General features: G+C 61.7%; 1 pseudogene. It reads right to left on the bottom strand.

From position 1 onward, the window contains the following. Positions 1-21,709: pseudogene (locus BT119_RS19075) on the bottom strand (amino acid adenylation domain-containing protein); the annotation flags it as partial. Between the last annotated feature and the right edge of the window lie 333 nt (positions 21,710-22,042).

Genomic DNA, 22,042 nt, shown 5'->3' with positions numbered 1-22,042 from the left:
ACCCGCGAATCCGGCTGAACGCCCTGCTTGCGCAAGGCATGGGCCAGGCGGTTGGCCTGCTCGTTAAGCTCGCGATACGTCAGGCGCTGTTCGCCGTGGACGACCGCAAGAGCCTGCGGCGTAAGCTCGACTTGTGCTTCGAACAGCCCGTGAATGGTCTGCTGCTGCGGGTAATCCAGCGCGGTGTCGTTGAAATCCACCAGCAACTGATCACGTTCGACAGCTGGCAGAATCGACAAACCTTGCAACGGCGTTTCTGGCGTCTGCTCCAGTGCCGTCAACAGGTTTTCCAGCGCTGTGTGCATATAGCCGCACACACGTTGAGCACCGATTGACGAAGCCACCAACGCCGTCAGGCTGAACCCATCGGCCAGATCATCGACGTTCAACGTCAATGGGTAGTTGGTGCGTTCTTCGCCGCTGAGGACCGCAATGCCCTGCCATGCCTGCATGGCCTGGTCGGACACACTGCCGACCCCGCTGTGGCGATAGTTGAGCAGCGCGCTGAACAGCGGCGCGGGCGCGGCAACACCGCTGCAACGCTGGGCCAACGCCAGCGAGGCATGTTCGTGACCGAGCAAGGCAGTCAAGCGCTTATGAGTGGCCTTGACCCCGTCGCGTACGCCCTGCTCGCCTACCGAAACCCGCAGCGGCAAGGTGTTGATGAACATCCCCAAGGCTCGCTCGGTACCTTCGCCCCCCTGCATCCGGCCCATCAGGACGGTACCGAAGACCACATCCTGCTTGTTTGATACCTTGCCCAACACCTGAGCCCAGGCCAGGTGCACCAGACTTGCGGCACTCACCCCTTGTTGGCGGGCTTGAGCACGCAGGCGCAGGTTGAGTTGAGGATCCAGCGCCAGGCTGGCTTCCTCGATGTCACGACCTTCACCCTGCACGTCCAGCAGGCCGAACGGCAGCGTCGGCTCGTCGATATCGCCGAGCATGTCGCGGAAAAACGCTTCGTGATCGGCCTGGCTGACACCCAGGCGTGCCTGGGCCACATAGTTGCGATACGGCACAGGCACCGACGCTGCCAGGCTGTCTGCCTCGCCCGCCAGCCAGGCCTGCATTTCATGCTTCACCACTTCCAGCGCCACGTGGTCCAGCGCCATGTGGTGGAACAGCAGCATCGCGAAGATGCGCTGGTTGAGCGGGTCTTCGGCATAGGCCACGCGCATCAGCGGCGCCTGGCCGATGTCCAGACGGTAATGGCGCGGGTCAAAGCGGCTGTGCAGTTGTGTTCCTATATCGCCGTCTGCCGGATCAAACTCAAGCGCGTCCAGGTGCAACCGGGCCTGACGCCAGACCACTTGCACAGGTGAGTCCAGACCGTCCCAGACCACGCTGGTGCGCAGAATGTCATGGCGGTCGATGACCGCCTGCAAAGCCTGAACGAAGGCATTCAGACGCTCGCCGTCAGCAAAGGCGAACTGCGTCTGTAACACATAGGGGTCGCCGATTTCGGCGGCCAGGTGGTGATAAAGAATACCTGCCTGCAACGGCGCCAGCGGGTAGATGTCCTGCACATTGGCCACGCCGCCCGGCACGGTTGCCACGACTTGATCGATCTGCGACTGAGTCAGGTCCGCCAGTGGCAGCAGCTCAGGCGTAATGCGTTGGCAATCCTCGGTGATCAGGTTGGCTGGCACCACGATCTCGGTGCCACCGCCCACGGCTGCGGCCAGTGCTGCCAGCGTCGGCTGGCTGAACAGCACGCGTACATCGGCGCGAAGACCCAACTGGCGCATACGCCCGATCAGGCTCACCGCCAGCAACGAATGACCGCCGAGTTCGAAGAAGTGGTCGTGACGCCCGACCTGTGCGACGCCCAGCAGGTCTTGCCAGATAACCGCGATCTGCTCCTCGATTTCGCCTTGCGGCGCTTCGTAGCCACGGCTGATCAGCGCATCACCGTCCGGTGCGGGTAGCGCCTTGCGGTCCAGCTTGCCGTTCGGCGTCAATGGCATGGTATCGAGCAGTACGTAGATGGCCGGAACCATGTATTCAGGCAACTGCTGCTGCAGGTGACTGCGCAGGGTTTCGATATCGACAGCAGTGTGCTCGGCAGACTGCGTGTAGTAAGCCACCAGACGTTTGTCACCGGGTATGTCTTCACGAGCCGTGACCACGGCTTCATGGACCGCCGGGTGTTTGGCCAGAGCGGCTTCGATTTCGCCGATCTCGATACGCAAGCCGCGGATCTTCACCTGGAAGTCATTACGGCCCAGGTATTCCAGCGCACCATTGGCCAGCCAGCGACCCACGTCGCCGGTTTTGTACAGGCGGGCCTGCGGATCGCTGGAAAACGGGTCAGCGATGAAACTCTCGGCACTCAGCTGCGGCTGGTTAAGGTAACCCCGCGCCACGCCGATGCCGCCAATGTGCAGCTCACCGGCCACGCCCAGCGGTTGCAGCTGGCCCAGGGCATCCAGTACGTGCATCTGAATGTTGGCAATCGGACGGCCGATGGGCACGCTTTCGCCCGGATCTGTCGGACGGCATTCCCAGGCGGTAACGTCGATGGCCGCTTCGGTAGGGCCATAGAGGTTGTGCAGTTCGACGCCCTTGAGGTGTTGCTCGAAGCGGCGCTGCAACGCGCGCGGCAAGGCTTCGCCGCTGCACAGCACTCGACGCAATTGCGGGAAGTCGCGGGTTGAGCGGTGCTCCAGAAATACATCGAGCATTGAAGGCACAAAGTGCAGCAGGGTAATGCCCGCGTCACTCATGACCTGCGCCAGATAGTCAGGGTCCTGATGGCCACCGGGACGCGCCATGACCAGTTCGGCACCGGCCAGCAGCGGCAGGAAAAACTCCCAGACCGACACGTCGAAGCCGAACGGGGTCTTTTGCAGTACCCGATCCTGACTGTTCACTTTATAGGCGTCGCGCGCCCAGAGCAGGCGGTTGACCACGCCCAAGTGTTCATTCATCACGCCTTTGGGCGTGCCGGTGGAACCGGAGGTGTACAGCACATAGGCCAGATGATTGGGCTGCAGACCCAGGACCTTGGCATCCGTGTTGCCGCTCGGCTGCTTAGCCAGTTGCGCGAGGTCATCGCGGTAATCGAGCACCAGCACCGGAACGCTTAGGGCTGGCAGATCTGCAAGCAGATCGTTGCTGGTCAGCACCGCACGAGGGGCGCTGTCGCTGAGCATATAGGCCTGGCGAGCACTCGGCAGGTCCGGGTCAATCGGCACATAGGCACCACCGGCCTTGAGAATACCCAAGAGCGCCACGACCATTTCCGCGCCGCGACGCAGGCTTACTGCGACCCGCGTATCCGGTTCCACGCCCAGTTCGATCAGGCGATGGGCGAGCTGGTTGGCCTGTTGGTTGAGTTCGGCGTAGGTGAGCAGCGGTCCGCTGTCGCCGCGTACGGCGCAAGCACCCGGACGCTGGGCGGCCTGTTGTTCGAACAGTTGGTGAATCAACACGTCGCGAGGATAAGGATGGGCAGTGTCATTGAAACCCGCCAGCAACAGCTCGCGCTCGTCATCCGGCAGTATCGGCAGGCTGTTCAGCGCTGCTTGCGGGGTGTGTTCCAGTGCTTCCACGAGGCTGCGCAGTGCAACCTGCATGTACTCGCCGATGCGCTGAGCATTGATTTGCTGGACGGCCTGAATGGTGAGCATGAAGTCATCGCCCAGGTCATCGACGTTCAGGCACAACGGATAGTTGGTGCGTTCCTCCATGCTCAGGGTCTGAATGCCCTGCCAGGCTGACAATGTGTCGGCCGAGGCCGCACCGTTGTTGCTGTGGCGGTAGTTGAGCAAGGTGCTGAACAGCGGCAGCGAACTCGGCACGCCGCTGCAGCGCTGGGCCAGCGACAGCGAAGCATGCTCATGCCCCAGCAGTGCCGACAGGCGTTGGTGAGTGACCTTGACCGCCGCCAGAGCGCTCTGGCTACCGACGCTGATGCGCAGCGGCAAAGTGTTGATGAACATGCCCAACGCACGGTCGGCACCGTTGCCGCCCTGCATCCTGCCCATCAGTACAGTGCCGAACACGACTTCTTCGCGCCCCGAGACCCAACCAGCCACCTGAGCCCATGCCAGGTGGGCCAGACTGGCAGCGCTGACCCCCAACTGCCGCGCAATGCTGCGTATACGGCTGCTCAGCTGGCTGTCGAGTAACTGATTCACTTCCTCGATGCCACTGCCATCGCCCTGCACGTCCTGTATGCCGTAAGCCAGAGTCGGTTCGTCGATGTCGCCGAGCATGTCGCGGAAAAACGCTTCGTGTTCAGCCTGGCTGATACCCAGGCGCGCCTGTGCCACATGGTTGCGATAAGGCACGGGGGCCGGCAATTGCTCGATCTGACCCTGCAGGCTGGCCTGCATTTCCTCCACTACCACTTCCAGAGAGGTGTGATCCAGCGCCAGATGGTGGAACAGCAACATGCCGACCAGACGCTGGTGGGTGGTGTCCTCGGCATAGGCGATGCGCATCAGCGGCGCCTGGCCGATGTCCAGGCGATAGTGCCGTGGGTCAAAGCGCTCGCGCAGTCGTGTCAGCACGTCACCGTCGAGCGGATCGATGGCCACCTCTTCCAGACTCAGTTTCGCGTTGCGCCATACCACCTGCACCGGCTGCTCAAGCCCTTCCCAGACCACGCTGGTGCGCAGGATGTCGTGGCGTTCGACCACGCTCTGCAAGGCCGCGGCGAAACCGGCCAGGCACTCGCGATCATGGAACGCGAAGAGCATCTGCAAGACATAGGGATCACCTTCATCCGCAGCCAGATGGTGATAGAGAATGCCTTCCTGCAAGGGGGCCAGGGCATAGATGTCCTGAATGTTGGCCAGGCCGCCCGGCACGCTCGCAACGACCCGATCAATCCCTGTCTGATCGAGGTCAGCCAGCGGCAGCATGTCCGGAGTAATACGCTCGCAGCCCGGCACGATCAGGTTATCCGGCACTTGCACGTCGGTGTACCCGCCCACCGCCGCAGCGAGTGCGGCCAGGGTCGGCTGGTTGAACAGCACGCGCACGTCAGCCGACAGGTCGATCTGGCGCATGCGCTCGATCAGTTTGACGGCCAGCAGCGAATGCCCGCCCAGCTCGAAGAAATGATCGTGGCGGCCAACCTGCGGCACTTGCAGCAGGGACTGCCAGATCTGCGCGATGGCGATCTCGACATCGCCCTCTGGCGGCGCGTATTCGCGCATTGCCAGTGCCTGCGCATCCGGAGCAGGCAATGCCTTTTGGTCGAGCTTGCCGTTGGTGGTCAGGGGGACGCTGTCCAGTGCCACAAAAGCACTGGGCACCATGTAGTCGGCCAGAGACAGCAGCAACCGCGCACGCAAGTCAGCCGCGACGATCTCGTGGCCCGGCTCGGCGATCACATAGGCCACCAGGCGCTTGTCACCCGGTTGATCCTCGCGGACCAGCACCAGCGCTTCGCGGACCGTATCGCAGGCAGCCAGCACCGCCTGAATTTCTCCCAGCTCGATACGGAAGCCACGGATCTTGACCTGGTCGTCGTTGCGGCCCAGGTAATCGAGACTGCCGTCAGCCATCCAGCGACCCAGGTCGCCGGTTCGGTACAGGCGCGCTTGAGGATCCTTGCTGAACGGGTTCGCCAGGAAACGCTCGGCGGTCAGCGCTTCACGGTTCAAGTAGCCCCGCGCGACACCGGCACCGCCGACATACAACTCGCCGACAACACCCACCGGCACCGGCTCGCGGCGTGCATCGAGTACATACAACTGCAAATCGGGAATGCGCACACCGATAGGACTCACGCCCGCACGCTGCGCATCTGCCGCCACCAGGGGCTGATAGGTCACATGCACCGTGGTTTCGGTGATGCCATACATGTTCACCAATTGCGTACCGGCGTTGATCACCCTGGCGTACCAAGGCTTGAGCATCCCGGTGTCCAGCGCTTCGCCACCAAAAATCACCTGGCGCAAGGAATGTCGCTGATCGCTCTCGCCCTGGGCGTTGAGCAACTGGCGGAACGCGCTCGGGGTCTGGTTGAGCACCGTCACTTCGGCGCTGCACAACAGCGCGTAGCAGTCTTGCGGGGAGCGGCTGACCAACTGCGGCACGATCAACAAACGCCCACCGTGCAACAGCGCACCCCAGATTTCCCAGACCGAGAAGTCGAAGGCGAATGAATGGAATAACGCCCAGACATCCTGCTCGTTGAAACCAAACCAGCTCTGAGTGGCCGAGAACAAACGGGCCACGTTGCGATGCTCGACCATTACGCCCTTGGGCAGGCCGGTCGAACCGGAGGTGTAGATGACGTACGCCAGGTGGCGCGGGCTGAGCCCGGTCAGCTGTGGATTGTGACCCGGTTGGGCCTGCAACGCCGGACTGTGCAAATCCACGCGTGGGCCATCGAACGTGCCCAGCAGCGCCAGCCCTGCAGCATCGGCCAGCACCGCCATCGGTGCGCTGTCCTGCACCTGGTAGGCGATACGCTCGGACGGATAGGCCGGGTCAATCGGCACGTAACCCGCACCGGCCTTGAGCACCCCGAGCAGACCGACGATCATTTCCAGGCTGCGCTCGACACAGATCGCTACCCGGTCATCTGGCTGCACGCCCAGGCCCAGCAGATAATGGGCCACCTGATTGGCGCGAGTGTTCAGCTCGGCATAGGTCAGGGTGCGGTCTTCGTAATGCAAGGCCACGGCATTCGGCTGCGCCACCACCCAGGCTTCGAAGGTACGGTGAATCAGGGTGTCGTCGGCCTGCAGGGCATGCGGAGTGTTCCAGCTTTCCAACAGTTGCTGGCGCTCGATCGCGGGCAGGATATTCAGCGCTCCCAGCGCAGCGTCCGGGGTCTGTTCCAGTGCTTGCACCAGATTTTCCAGCACACAGTGCATGTAGGTACACACACGTTTGGCACCGATCTGCCCTTCGGTCATGACGGTCAGGGCGAAACCTTCGCCCAGATCATCCACGCACAAGGTCAGCGGGTAGTTGGTGCGTTCTTCGCCATGCAGCGCCTGAATGCCTTCCCAGGCGACCAGCGCCTGGTCACTTGCGTCGAGATCACCGGTATGGCGGAAGTTGAGCAGCGAGCTGAACAATGGCGTCGAAGCGGGTACACCACTGCAACGTTGGGCCAGTACCAGCGAGGCGTGCTCATGGGCCAGCAGCCCGCTGAGTCGTGCGTGGGTGGCTTTCAGACCGCTGCGCACGCCCTGCTCGCCCAGCGTGACACGCAACGGCAAGGTGTTGATGAACATCCCCAGCGCCCTGTCAGACCCGGCACCGCCCTGCAGACGACCGAGCAATACGGTGCCGAACACCACATCGTCCTTGCCGGATGCAGCGCCCAGTACACGGGCCCAGGCCAGGTGATAAAGGCTGGCGGAGCTGACCCCGAGCTGTCGGGCCTGCACGCGCAGGCGGCGGCTCAGGTCGATGTCGACCACCTGGCGTACTTCCTCGATACCGCTTCCGTCGCCCTGCACGTCCTGCAGGCCGAATGGCAGCGTCGGTTCATCGACGTCACCGAGCATGTCGTGGAAAAACGCCTCGTGCTCTTCACGGCTGACACCGAGCATGGCCTGGGCCACGTAGTTGCGATAAGGCACGGACGGTGGCAGCGAGGCTTGCTGCCCGAGCATGTACGACTCGATTTCGCTGGTGAGAATGCGCAGCGAGGTGGCATCGTCCACCAGGTGATGGAACAGCAGCATGCCCAGCCAGCGATTATTCGCCGCGTCCTGTGCATAGCCGATACGCAGCATCGGCGCCTGACGGATGTCCAGACGCGTGTGACGAGGGTCCAGGCGCTTGATCAGTTGTTCGGTGATGTCGCCTTCGGTCGGGTCCAGCACCTGCTCATCCAAGCCCAGGGTCGCTTCACGCCAGACCACCTGCACGGGTGCGTCGAGACGCTCCCAAAGCACCGCGGTGCGCAGGATATCGTGGCGGGCGATCACGCCTTGCAGGGCCTGAGCGAAACTGTGCAGCCGCTCGAGGCTGTCAAAGGCAAACAGTGCATATTGCAGGTACGGGTCACCTTCGACTGCGGCAAGGTGGTGATACAAAATCCCCTCCTGCAACGGTGCCAGGGCATAGATGTCCTGCACGTTGGCCAGGCCGCCGGGCACGCTTGCCACCACGCGGTCGATATCGTCCTGGCTCAGCGACACCAGCGGCAGCATGTCCGGGGTGATGCGCTCACAGCCGGCGGGAATAAGGTTAGCGGGGGCTTCTACAGCACCCTTCCCGCCCACCGCTGCCGCCAGGGCAGACAGGGTCGGCTGGCTGAACAGCACGCGCACATCGGCAACCAGATCGATCTGGCGCATGCGCTCGATCAGTTTCACGGCCAGCAGCGAGTGGCCGCCCAGCTCAAAGAAATTGTCATGACGACCAACCTGCTCCAGTTGCAGCAGGTCTTGCCAGATACGCGCAATGGCCATCTCGGTATCGTTTTCAGGTGCTTCATAGCCGCGACTGGCCACCGCCGAGCGGTCGGGTGCTGGCAAAGCCTTGCGGTCGAGCTTGCCGTTGGCGGTCAGCGGGAAACTTTCCAGGCTGACAAAGGCGCTTGGCAGCATGTACTCGGCCAGCGACAGGCGCAGTTGCTCGCGCAGTTGCGTAGCGTCCGGTTCCAGTCCCGCCGTACCGATGACGTAGGCCACCAGACGCTTGGCACCGGGCTCGTCCTCACGCACCAGCACCAGCGCATCCTGTACAGCGTCACACGCGGCCAGTTGTGCTTCGATCTCGCCCAGTTCGATACGGAAACCGCGAATCTTGACCTGTTCGTCGTTACGGCCCAGGTATTCCAGGCTGCCATCGGCCAGCCAGCGCCCGAGGTCGCCGGTGCGATACAGTCGCGAATCCGGCGCAGTGCTGAACGGGTTATCAAGAAAGCGCTCTGCCGTCAGTGCTTCGCGGCTCAGATAGCCCCGTGCCACACCTGCCCCGCCCACGTACAACTCGCCGATCACGCCTACCGGCACCGGTTCGCCATGAACATCGAGCAGATAAAGCTGCAGGTCCGGGATGCGTTTGCCGATCGGGCTTGCACCGACGCGCTGTGCGTCTTCAGGTCGCAACGGGTGATAGGTCACATGCACCGTGGTTTCGGTAATGCCGTACATGTTTACCAGTTGTGTACCGGCATTCATGTTACGGGCGTACCACGGCTTGAGCATCGCCGTTTCCAGCGCTTCACCACCGAAAATCACCTGACGCAGCGAATGCGCCTGCGCGTTCTCGCCCTGGGCAGCAATCAGTTGCCGGAACGCGCTCGGCGTCTGGTTGAGTACCGTTACCCCAGCGCTGCATAGCAATGTGTAGAAGTCTTCCGGCGAGCGGCTGACCAGTTGCGGCACGATCAACAGACGTCCGCCGTGCAGCAGCGCGCCCCAGATTTCCCAGACCGAGAAGTCGAAGGCGAACGAGTGGAACAGCGCCCAGACATCCTGCTCGTTGAAGCCGAACCACTCTTCCGTGGCCGAAAACAGCCGTGCAACGTTGCGGTGCTCGACCATTACGCCCTTGGGCAGACCGGTGGAGCCGGAGGTATAGATCACATAGGCCAGGTCGCTGGACTTGACCGCTACCTGCGGATTGCACACGGATTCGTCCTGCAAGTCGGCATCGTCAAGACTGATGATTGGCAGTTCCGTCACTGGCAAGGCTTGCTGCACGGTCTGCTGGCTCAACAGTGCGACCGGCGTGCTGTCGCCGAGGGTATAGGCCAGGCGTTCTAGCGGGTAAGCCGGGTCCAACGGTACATAACCGGCACCGGATTTGAGGATGCCCAGCAAGCCGATAATCATCGCCGGGCCACGCTCGACGCAGATCGCCACGCGATCATCAGGGAGCACACCCAGCGCGAGCAAGCGATGCGCGACCTGGTTGGCGCGGGCGTTGAGTTCGCCGTAGCTCAGGGTTTGATCTTCGAATACCAGCGCCACGGCGTCTGGTCGTTCTGTAGCGCGGGCTTCGAATTGCTGGTGGATCGGTGTTTCGTGTGCATAGGTGTTGCCGGGCTCGTTCCACTGTTCGAGCAACTGCTTACGCTCGCTGAGCGGCAATATTGAAATAGCATGCAGCGGGGTTTGCGGTGCCTGTTCCAGCGCATCGATCAGCCCCTCTACGGCCAGTTGCAAATAGTCACACACACGCTGCGCGCCGATGCTCGCCGTGACCAGCGAGGTGAACAGAAAACCTTCACCTGTATCGTCGACGTTGACGGTCAGTGGGTAGTTGGTGCGTTCTTCATCGGCCATCCCCAACGACTGCATGCCACTCCACGCCGTCAGTGCCTCATCGGTTACGGCAACGTTGCTATGTCGATAATTGAGCAAGGCGCTGAACAGCGGCGTCGGTGCGACCACGCCACTGCAACGCTGGGCCAGCGCCAGGGACGCATGCTCGTGGCCGAGTAAGCCGGTCAAGCGCCGATGCGTGGCCTTGACTCCTTCACGCACGTCCTGCTCGCCCAGGTCCACGCGCAGCGGCAGGGTATTGATGAACATGCCAAGGGCTCGCTCGGCACCCTGACCGCTCTGCATCCGACCCATCAGGATGGTGCCGAACACCACCTGTTCACGTCCGCTGAGACGACCCAGCATTTGCGCAAATGCCAGGTGGATCAGGCTTGCCGCGCTGACCCCGAGCTGCCGCGCCTGAACTCTCAGGCGTTGGTCCAGCGCGCCGTCCAGCTGCAGACGGGCATGATCGAGCGCGCTGCCGTCGCCTTGCACATCGTGCAGCCCGAACGGCAGCGTCGGCTCGTCGATGTCGCCGAGCATGTCCTGGAAGAACTGCTCGTGATCCTGCTCGTTCAGGCCTTGTCGGGCTTGAGCGACATAATTGCGGTAGGGAATGGAGTCGCCAAGTTGCTCGGCCTGACCGAGCAGGCAGGCCTGCATTTCATGCTTCACCTGATCCAGCGCGGTGTGGTCGAGGATCATGTGGTGGAACATCAAGATCGCCACCCAGCGCTGGTTAACGGTGTCCAAAGCACACACCATGCGCATCAAGGGTGCCTGACGGATGTCCAGGCGTATCTGGCGTGGGTCAAGGCGCTCCTGCAACTGACGGGTTACATCACCTAGCCTGGGGTTGAGTTGAACTTCTTCGACGCCTAGCTCGACCTGGCGCCAGACCACCTGCAACGGTTCATCAAGGCTTTCCCAGTGCATGGAGGTGCGCAGAATGTCATGGCGGTCGATGACCATTTGCAGCGCTTTGGCGAAGGTGTCAACGTGTGCGCGGCTGTCAAAGGCAAACTGCGCCTGCAACACATAGGGGTCGCCCCGTTCGGCGCTGATGTGGTGGTAGAGAATGCCTTCCTGCAACGGCGCTAACGGATAGATGTCCTGCACGTTCGCTGCGCCGCCGGGCACGCAGGCCGTCACCTGGTCGATCTGCTCCTGACTCAGGTCGATCAACGGCAGCATGTCCGGAGTGATTCTACGGCAGTCCGCAGGAATGCCGTTGGCCGGAATAACCAGATCGTCGACCGCGCCTGCCGCTGCCGCCAGTGCCGCAAGGGTCGGCTGGCTGAACAGCGTACGCACGTTGGCGCTCAGGCCGGCCTGGCGCATACGTTCGATCAGGCTTACCGCCAGCAATGAATGCCCGCCCAGTTCAAAGAAATGGTCGTGGCGACCGACACGTTCGATCTTGAGCAAGTCGCTCCAGATTTTCGCCAGAGTGATTTCTGCTGTGCCTTGTGGCTCCTCGTAGCCGCCACGGATCAGTGCATCACCGTCCGGTGCTGGCAGGGCCTTGCGGTCGAGTTTGCCGTTCGGGGTCAGCGGCATTGCGTCGAGCAGCACATAGGCCGCCGGGATCATGTGGGCCGGCAGTTGCTCCTGCAGCCAGCCGCGCAGGCTATCGATGTCCACCGAAGACTGCCCTGCATTCAGGGTGTAATAGGCCACCAGACGCTTGTCGCCGGGAATGTCTTCTCGGGCAGTCACTACGGCTTCGTGGATCGCCGGGTGTTTGGCTAGGCGTGCATCGATCTCGCCCAATTCGATACGGAAGCCGCGGATTTTCACCTGATCGTCGTTACGGCCCAGGTATTCGATATTGCCGTCTGGCAGGTAGCGACCGAGGTCGCCGGTGCGGTACATGCGTGCCGCAGGCTGTTGACTGAACGGGTCTTTGAGGAAACGTTCGGCAGTCAGGTCGTCACGGTTCAGATAACCGCGCGCCACGCCATCACCGCCGATGTAGATTTCACCGGCAACGCCCAGTGGCACAGGCTGTTGCTGTTCATTCAGCAGGTAGAACTGTGTATTGCCGACCGGTTTGCCGATGTGTGGAGCGAAGCCGTCTTCGCGATCCATCGCCACCCAGCTTGAGTAGGTGGTGGTTTCAGATGGGCCGTAGAGGTTGCACAAGCGCTGCACGTCAGTTTTTTCGAACAGCGATTCAACCAGGCTGCGTTTCAGTGCTTCACCCGCCACGTTCACGGTGTGTACAGATTCCGGCAGGCCGTTAACTTCCAGCAGTGCTTTCAGCGCCGACGGCACGGTGTTGATCAGGCCGATATCGTGGTCGCCGTGTTGCAGTTCCAGCACGTTCCTGACGACTTCGATGCTGCCGCCCGAGGTCAGCGGTGCAAAGCACTCGTAGACCGCGAGGTCGAAGTTCAGCGAAGTGGAGAACAGCGTTTTTTCCAGTGCTGCCCCGTCAAAAGCCGTGTGTGCCCAGCTCAGGAAGTTCACGGTGTTGCGGTGTTCGATCATTACGCCTTTTGGCAGCCCGGTTGAACCCGAGGTGTAGATCAGGTACGCCAGATGCGCTGAAGTCAGCCCCGGCACCTGCGGATTCTGGACGGATTCGTCCTGCCAATCGTTCAGATCAAGATTGATAACAGGCACCGAAACGTCGGTCAGCAGCGCTTCAGTTGCCGACTGCGCCAACACAGCGGCAGGCACGCTGTCCTGCAACATGTAAGCAATACGTTCCGCTGGATACGCCGGGTCGAGCGGCACATAACCGCCGCCCGCCTTGAGGATCGCCAGCAAACCGACGACCATCTCCACACCGCGTTCCACACAGATCCCGACCCGCGAATCCGGCTGCACGCCCTGCTTGCGCAAGGCATGCGCCAGGCGGTTGGCCTGCTCGTTAAGCTCGCGATAGGTCAGATGTTGTTCGCCATGCACTACGGCCACATCATCTGGCGTGCGCTCGACTTGTGCTTCGAACAGCCCATGAATGGTCTGTTGCTGCGGGTACTCCAGCGCGGTGTCGTTGAACTGCACCAGCAACTGCTCACGCTCGGCAGCAGGCAGGACCGGCAGGCTGCCGAGGGCCGAGGACGGTGACTGTTCCAGCACATCCACCAGCTGCTCCAGCACGGTCTGCATGTAAGCGCAGACCCGTTTGGCACCCACGGTACTGCTGACCAGCACGTTCAGGTTGAAGCCTTCACCGGAGTCATCGACGTTCAAGGTCAATGGATAGTTGGTGCGTTCTTCGCTGTTCAGCGTATGAATACCCTGCCAGGCCTGGGTAGCCCGCTCGGATACGCTGCCAGGCGCACTGTGGCGATAGTTGAGCAGCGAACTGAACAGTGGCGTCGGTGCGGCAATGCCGCTGCAACGCTGAGCCAGCGCCAGCGAAGCATGTTCGTGACCCAGCAAGGCAGTCAGACGCTCATGGGTGGCCTTGACCCCGTCACGCACGCTCTTTCCGCCCACTGAAACCCGCAGCGGCAAGGTGTTGATGAACATCCCCAAGGCCCGCTCGGCGCCTTCCCCGGCCTGCATCCGGCCCATCAGCACGGTGCCGAACACTACGTCCTGCCTGTTGGAAACCGTGCTCAACACCTGAGCCCAAGCCAGGTGCACCAGACTGGCGGTGCTCACGCCCTGTTGTCGGGCCTGAGCGCGCAGTCTCAGGTTCAACCGAGGGGCCAGCGCCAGGTTGGCTTCCTCGATATCAAGGCCATCGCCCTGCACATCCAGCAGGCCGAATGGCAGCGTCGGCTCGTCCACATCCCCGAGCATGTCGCGGAAAAACGCTTCGTGCTCGGCCTGGCTGACACCCAGGCGCGCCTGGGCCACATAATTGCGGTATGGCACCGGTGTCGACAGGTTTTGAGCTTCGCCCAACAGCCAGGCCTGCATTTCATGCTGTACCACGGCCATCGCCATGTTATCGAGGACCATGTGATGGAACAGCAGCATCGCGCAGATACGCTGATTCAGCGGATCTTCGGCATAGGCCAGGCGCATCAGCGGTGCCTGAGTGACATCCAGGCGGCGGTGACGCGGGTCGAAGCGGCTGTGCAGTTGCGCGCTGACATCACCGGCTGCGGGGTCGAGTTGCAACGCCTCAAGAGGCAATTGCGCGTGGCGCCAGACCACTTGGACGGGTGAGTCCTGGCCTTTCCAGACGACACCGGTGCGCAGAATGTCGTGACGATCGATAACCGCCTGCAAAGCCTGGACGAAAGCATCCAGACACGCGTGGTCGTCAAAGGCGAAATGCGCCTGCAGCACATACGGATCGCCCTGCTCGGCGGCGATGTGGTGATAGAGAATGCCTTCCTGCAACGGCGCCAACGGGTAGATGTCCTGCACATTCGCCACGCCGCCCGGCACGCTGGCAACCACTTGGTCGATCTGTGCCTGGGTCAGGTTGGCCAGTGGCAGTAGTTCAGGCGTAATGCGTTGGCAATCCTCGGTGATCAGATTGGCTGGCACCACGATGTCCGTGCTACCGCCGACTGCGGCAGCCAGTGCAGATAACGTCGGCTGACTGAACAGCACGCGTATATCGGTGCTCAGACCCAACTGGCGCATGCGCCCGATCAGGCTGACTGCCAGCAGCGAGTGACCGCCGAGTTCGAAAAAGTTGTCGTGACGACCAATCCGGGCAACGCCCAGCAGCTCTTGCCAGATGGCCGCGATCTGCGTTTCGGTTTCACCTTGTGGAGCTTCGTAGCCACGGCTGATCAGTGCATCGGCGTCCGGTGCTGGCAAAGCCTTGCGGTCGAGTTTGCCGTTCGGGGTCAGCGGCATGGCCTCAAGCCGCACATAAATGGCCGGCACCATGTACTCAGGCAGCTTTTCCTGCAAATGCCTGCGCAGGTTATCGATGTCGACCACGGTGTTTCCGGTCGCCAAGGTGTAATAAGCCACCAGACGCTTGTCGCCCGGCACATCTTCGCGGGCTGTCACTACGGCTTCGTGGACGGCCGGGTGTTTGGCCAGACGCGCATCGATCTCGCCCAGTTCGATACGGAAGCCGCGGATTTTCACCTGATCGTCGTTACGGCCGAGGTATTCGATATTACCGTCTGGCAGATAACGGCCAAGGTCGCCGGTACGGTACATGCGTGCCGCTGGGTTTTGGCTGAACGGGTCTTTGAGGAAACGCTCGGCAGTCAGGTCGTCACGGTTCAGGTAGCCACGGGCCACGCCAGCACCGCCGATGTAGATCTCACCGGCAACGCCCAGTGGCACAGGCTGTTGCTGTTCGTCCAGCAGGTAAAACTGTGTATTGCCGACCGGTTTGCCGATGTGAGCTGCGAAGCCATCTTCACGATCCATAGCCACCCAGCTTGAATAGGTGGTGGTTTCGGATGGGCCGTAGAGGTTGCACAGGCGCTGCACGCCGGTTTTTTCGAACAGGTTTTCCACGAGGCTGCGTTTCAGCGCTTCACCGGCGACGTTGACTGTATGGACCGATTTCGGCAGTCCATCGACTTCCAGCAAGGCCTTGAGCGCCGATGGTACGGTGTTGATCAGGCCGATATCGTGCTCGCCGTGTTGCAGTTCCAGCACGTTTTTGACGACTTCGATGCTGCCGCCCGAGGTCAGCGGTGCAAAACACTCGTAGACCGCGAGGTCGAAGTTCAGCGAGGTGGAGAACAGCGTTTTTTCCAGCGCAGAGGCGTCGAAAGCACTATGCGCCCAGGTCAGGAAGTTAACGGTGTTGCGGTGTTCGATCATCACGCCTTTCGGCAGACCTGTGGAGCCCGAGGTGTAGATCAGATACGCCAAGTGCGCCGAGGTCAGCTCAGGCACCTGCGGATTCTGGACGGATTGGTCCTGCCAATCGCTCAGATCAAGATTGATGACAGGTACTGCAACGTCGGCCAGCAGCGCTTCAGTTGCCGACTGCGCGAGCACGGCAGCAGGTGCGCTGTCCTGCAACATGTAGGCAATTCGTTCTACCGGATACGCCGGGTCCAGCGGCACGTAACCGCCGCCCGCCTTGAGGATCGCCAATTGACGACTTCGATGCTGCCGCCCGAGGTCAGCGGTGCAAAACACTCGTAGACCGCGAGGTCGAAGTTCAGCGAGGTGGAAAACAGTGTTTTTTCCAGTGCAGAGCCGTCAAAAGCCGTGTGCGCCCAACTGAGGAAGTTCACAGTATTGCGGTGTTCGATCATCACGCCTTTCGGCAGGCCGGTGGAACCCGAGGTGTAGATCAGGTAGGCCAAGTGCGCCGAAGTCAGCCCCTGTACCTGCGGATTCTGGACGGATTGGTCCTGCCAATCGCTCAGATCAAGATTGATGACAGGTACTGAAGCGTCGGCCAGCAAGCCCTGAGTCGCGGTTTGCGCCAGCACTGCGGCCGGAGCGCTGTCCTGCAACATGTAAGCGATACGTTCCGCTGGATAAGCCGGGTCGAGTGGCACGTAACCGCCGCCCGCCTTGAGGATCGCCAACAAGCCGATGACCATCTCCACGCCGCGTTCTACACAAATGCCTACCCGCGAATCCGGCTGAACGCCCTGCTTGCGCAAGGCATGGGCCAGGCGGTTGGCCTGCTCGTTAAGCTCGCGATACGTCAGGCGCTGTTCGCCGTGGACGACCGCAAGAGCCTGCGGCGTAAGCTCGACCTGTGCTTCAAACAGCCCGTGAATGGTCTGCTGCTGCGGGTAATCCAGCGCGGTGTCATTGAAATCCACCAGCAAATGATCACGCTCGACAGCTGGCAGAATCGACAGACTTTGCAACGACGCTTGTGGCATTAACTCAAGCGCGTCCACCAGTTGTTCCAGCGCCGTGTGCATGTAGCCACACACACGCTGCGCACCGACCGTGCTCGCCGCCAGCGCGGTCAGTTTGAAGCCGTCACCAAGGTCATCGACGTTCAAGGTCAATGGATAGTTGGTGCGTTCTTCACTGTTCAGGGCTTGAATACCCTGCCAGGCCTTGGCAGTTTGTTCTGCAGCGCTGCCCACCGCGCTGTGGCGGTAATTGAGCAGTGCGCTGAACAGTGGCGTTGGTGCGGCTACACCGCTGCACCGCTGGGCCAACGCCAGTGAGGCATGTTCGTGAGCGAGCAACGCGGTAAGTTGCGCGTGTGTTGCCTTGACCCCGGCGCGTACCCCTTGCCCGCCTACGGCGACCCGCAGCGGCAAGGTATTGATGAACATTCCCAGCGCCCTGTCAGCGCCCTCGCCGGCCTGCATACGGCCCAGCAGTACAGTACCGAACACCACATCGCGACGATCGGAAACCTTGCCCAGCACCTGAGCCCACGCCAGATGCACCAGACTCGCGGCACTCACACCCTGTTGTCGGGCCTGAGCACGCAGTCGCAGGTTCAACTGGCTGTCCACGACAAGAGCGGCTTCTTCGATATCACGGCCATCGCCCTGCACATCCTGCAGGCCGAAAGGCAGCGTCGGTTCGTCGATATCGCCCAGCATGTCGCGGAAAAACACTTCATGATCCGCCTGGCTGACCCCCAGACGCGCCTGAGCCAGGTAATTGCGATAGGGCACCGGCGCCGACAAGGATTCTGCCTCGCCCAACAGCCAGGCCTGCATTTCATGCTGCACCACTTCCATGGCCATATGGTCCAGGGCCATATGGTGGAACAGCAGCATCGCGATAATTCGCTGGTTGAGCGGGTCCTCGGCATGGACCAAGCGCATCAGTGGCGCTTGAGTCATATCGAGGCAGTAGTGACGCGGATCGAAGCGGCTATGCAGTTGCGCGCCAATCTCACCGTCAGCCGGGTCAAGTTCAAGCCCCTCAAGGTGCAATTTCGCTTCACGCCAGACCACCTGCACGGGTGAGTCCAGACCGTTCCAGACCACACCGGTACGCAGAATGTCATGCCGGTCGATAACCATCTGCAAGGCTTGAACGAAGGCGTCCAGGCGCTCGCGGTCATCAAAGGCAAACTGGCTCTGCAGCACATAGGGGTCGCCCTGCTCGGCTGCCATGTGGTGATAGAGAATGCCTTCCTGCAACGGTGCCAGCGCGTAGATATCCTGAACATTTGCCACGCCGCCGGGTACGGTAGCGACCACCTGGTCGATCTGCACCTGGGTCAGATTCGCCAGTGGCAACAGCTCCGGGGTGATGCGCTCGCAGCCTTTGTCTATCAGGTTGGCCGGTACCTTGATGTCATGGCCTGCGCCGACGGCTGCGGCCAGTGCGGCCAGCGTGGGCTGGCTGAACAGCACGCGTACATCGGCGCTCAGGCCCGCCTGACGCATGCGTTCGATCAGGCTGACGGCCAGTAGCGAATGCCCGCCGAGCTCAAAGAAGTGATCGTGGCGGCCGACGCGTTCAACGTTGAGCAATTCGGACCACAAGCGCGCCAAGGTGATTTCCACTTCCCCCTCGGGTGCCTCGAATTCACGGCTGGCATAGGCGTCAGCGTCCGGTGCCGGCAAGGCCCGGCGATCCAGCTTGCCGTTGGCGGTCAGCGGGAAAGAATCCAGCACCATAAAGGCGCTTGGCACCATGTATTCGGCCAGAGAAGCCGCCAGTTCGCGGCGCAGTTCGACCGCTGACAAGGCGCTGTTGTCTTCGCCGACCACGTATGCCACCAGGCGCTTTTGCCCAGGTTCGTCCTGGCGGGCCAACACCACGGCCTCCCTGACGCCAGAGCATTCGGCCAGACATGCTTCGATTTCACCCAGTTCGATACGGAAACCACGGATTTTCACCTGGTCATCGTTACGGCCCAGATACTCGATAACCCCGTCTGCGTTCCAGCGGCCGAGGTCACCCGTGCGGTACAACAGGGCTCCAGCGTCGTCGCTGAAAGGATTGTCGACAAACTGTGTGGCGTTCAGCTCAGGACGGTTCAGGTAACCCTTGGCCACGCCCTGCCCGCCGATATACAGCTCCCCGCCCACGCCCACGGCCACCGGTTGGCGCAGGGTATCGAGCACATAAACCTGGCTGTTGCCAATCGGGCGACCGACAGGAATACCGCCGGTGCCGACCGAGGTGATCTCATGGGTCGTGGAAAAGGTCGTCGCTTCGGTCGGGCCGTAGCCGTTGAGCAAGTGTCGCGGAGCGCCTTGTTTCAATACCCGGGCGATCACCGCCGGGTCCAGCACATCACCACCGACGATCAGGTAGCGCAATTTCGCGAAGGCCTCCATCAGGCCGTCGGCATACTGATGGAACAGGCCCGCGGTCATCCACAGCACGCTGACCGACTGGGACAACAGCAGCGCGCGGAGCTCGTCCAGAGACAGCAACACCGACTGCTCCACCACAACCACGCAGCCGCCATTGAGCAGTGGCGCCCAGACATCCAGGGTGCTGGCGTCGAACGCCGGGTTTGAGGCGAACGCCACACGATCCTGTGCATTGAAGTCAGCGTAACCGTTGTTGATGACGAGGCGGCTGACAGCACGGTGCGGCACCAATACGCCTTTGGGCATACCGGTGGAACCGGAGGTGTACATGATGTAGGCCACCGATTCGGCGGACGCTGATGATGCCGGGTTGTGCGCATCGCTTGGCAGTTGCAGCAGGTCGAGGTCAATCCGCTGGATGCCTTCAGGCAGGTCGTGGCGAGCCAGCGTCAACACCTGCCGCGCGCCGCAGTCTTGCAGCATGAATGCCTGACGCTCGGCGGGAGCGTTGATGTCCAGCGGCACGTATGCCGCCCCGCATTTGATAATCGCCAACTGACCGGCCAGCAGATCGAGGGAACGCTCCAGCAGCAATGCCACCCGCTCGCCCGGTTGCACGCCGAGGTCGACCAGGTGACGAGCCAGCGCGTTGGCGCGACCGTTCAATTCCCGGTAGGTCAGGCACTGGTCATTCTGTACAGCAGCAAGTGCATCAGGCTGCGCCGCCACTTGCTGTTCGAAAAGTTCCTGCAGGCTGCTGTTGCGTGGGTAGTCGCGTGCCGTGTCATTGAAGTCATGCAGCACTTGCTGGCGTTCGGCTGAAGAGAGGACTTGCAGACGCTGCAAAGGGGTTTGCGGCTGCTGCTCCAGCGCCTCTACCAGCGCGCCGAGTGCCGTCAACATGTACTCGCCGATGCGCTGTGCACCGATCTGCGCCAGGGCCTGAACCGTCAGGCTGAAGCCCTGGCCCAGGTCGTCCACCGACAGAGTGATCGGGTAAGTGCTCTGCTCCTCGCTGCCCAGGCTCTGCAAGCCATTCCAGGCCTGGAGCGCTTCGGCCGAAGCCACCGATTCGCTGGCACTGTGACGGTAATTGAGCAGCGAATTGAACAACGGCGCCGGTGCGGCCACGCCGCTGCAACGCTGGGCCTGGGCCAGGGACGCATGTTCATGACCGAGCAAGGCAGTCAGTCGAGCGTGGGTGGTTCTGACCCCTTCACGCACCGCGTGCCCTTCCAGCTTGACCCGCAACGGCAAGGTGTTGATGAACATGCCCAGTGCCCGATCGGCACCGTCGCCGCCCTGCATCCGGCCCATCAGCACTGTGCCGAAAACCACATCCGATTTGCCCGACAGTGCACCCACCACCCGCGCCCAGGCGAGGTGATGCAGGCTCGCGGCACTGACCCCAAGCTGCCGGGCCTGTGTGCGCAGGCGCGCGCTCAACGCTTCATCGACGGGCAGGTGCACATCTTCGATCAGTTGCTCGCTGCCCAGCGTTTCGACCACGCCGAACGGCAGCGTCGGCTCGTCGATGTCGGCCAGCATCTCGCGGAAAAAACCTTCATGAGCATCAGCCCCGACACCCAGCCGAACCTGTGCCACGTAGTTGCGATACGGCACTGCTTCGGGCAAGGCATGGCCTTCGCCGAGCAGAAAGGCCTGCATCTCGTGTTTCACCAGCTCAAGCGCGGCGTGGTCAATGGCAATGTGGTGGAACAGCAGGATAGCGACCCAGCGAGCGTTGGCCGGATCTTCAGCACAGACCATGCGCATCAACGGGGCCTGGCGTAAATCGAGGCGGAACTGCCGGGAATCATAGCGTTCGTGCAACTGGGTTTCGATGTCGCCGTCAGCCACGTCCAGCGTCAGTTCATCCACGGCCAGCGCCGCATCGCGCAACACCACTTGCACCGGTTCGTCTAGGCCTTCCCAAACCATCGCCGTGCGCAGGATGTCATGGCGTTCGATCACCGCCTGCAGTGCCTGGGCGAAGTCGTCGAGACGTTCGCGGCTCTCGGCCCCGAACAACGCCCGCAATACATACGGGTCGCCCTGCCCGGCCGCCAGGTGATGATAGAGAATCCCTTCCTGCAGAGGCGCCAGCGGATAGATGTCCTGCACATTGCCAGCCCCGCCCGGTATCGCATCGACGATTCTGTCAATCGCCTCTTGGCTCAGATTGGCCAGCGGCAGCATGTCCGTGGTAATGCGAAACGCCGGACTGAGCCAGTCACCGCCCATTCGAGCTACCAGCGTCAGCAGTTCTGCCTTGTGCACGCTCAGGCTTTCAAGAGTGGCACTGTCCAGCCCCTCGTCGTCTCCGAGAATCACCAGATCATCTTCTTCCTGTTGAAGACGGATCGGGTGCGTGGAAAGAACTGCCATCAATTCGCTGAAGTGCATCGAATAACCTGCTGTTTTTCATTTCGGAGAGGGTTGACGACTCCGGGGCACGGTGTCGCAAACAGTGTTTCGCACGATAAATACGGAGGGGCTTCGAAACTCGAAGACAGAACGGGATCCGGGCGCAGGTATGATTGGAGCCGCAGCAATAAAGGGCTGCGATCCTATGACACACACGAAACTTCCCATTCGCCGTGCTTCCCACACGCCGCAAAAATTAGAGCATCCACAGGCGACTGTCTGTCGTGGGAAGCTGGGACAAGACTTGAGGGTGACGTCAACGCAGCGGTGTGCGAGCGCTTGGCTGAACAAGCAGGGGGGATGTTGGGAAAG

Source organism: Pseudomonas sp. NFACC10-1 (genome assembly GCF_900119195.1).
GTDB classification, from domain to species: Bacteria; Pseudomonadota; Gammaproteobacteria; order Pseudomonadales; family Pseudomonadaceae; genus Aquipseudomonas; species Aquipseudomonas cerasi.
Note: the sequence above shows the minus strand (reverse complement) of the source record. Positions and strands in the feature narration are given on the sequence as shown.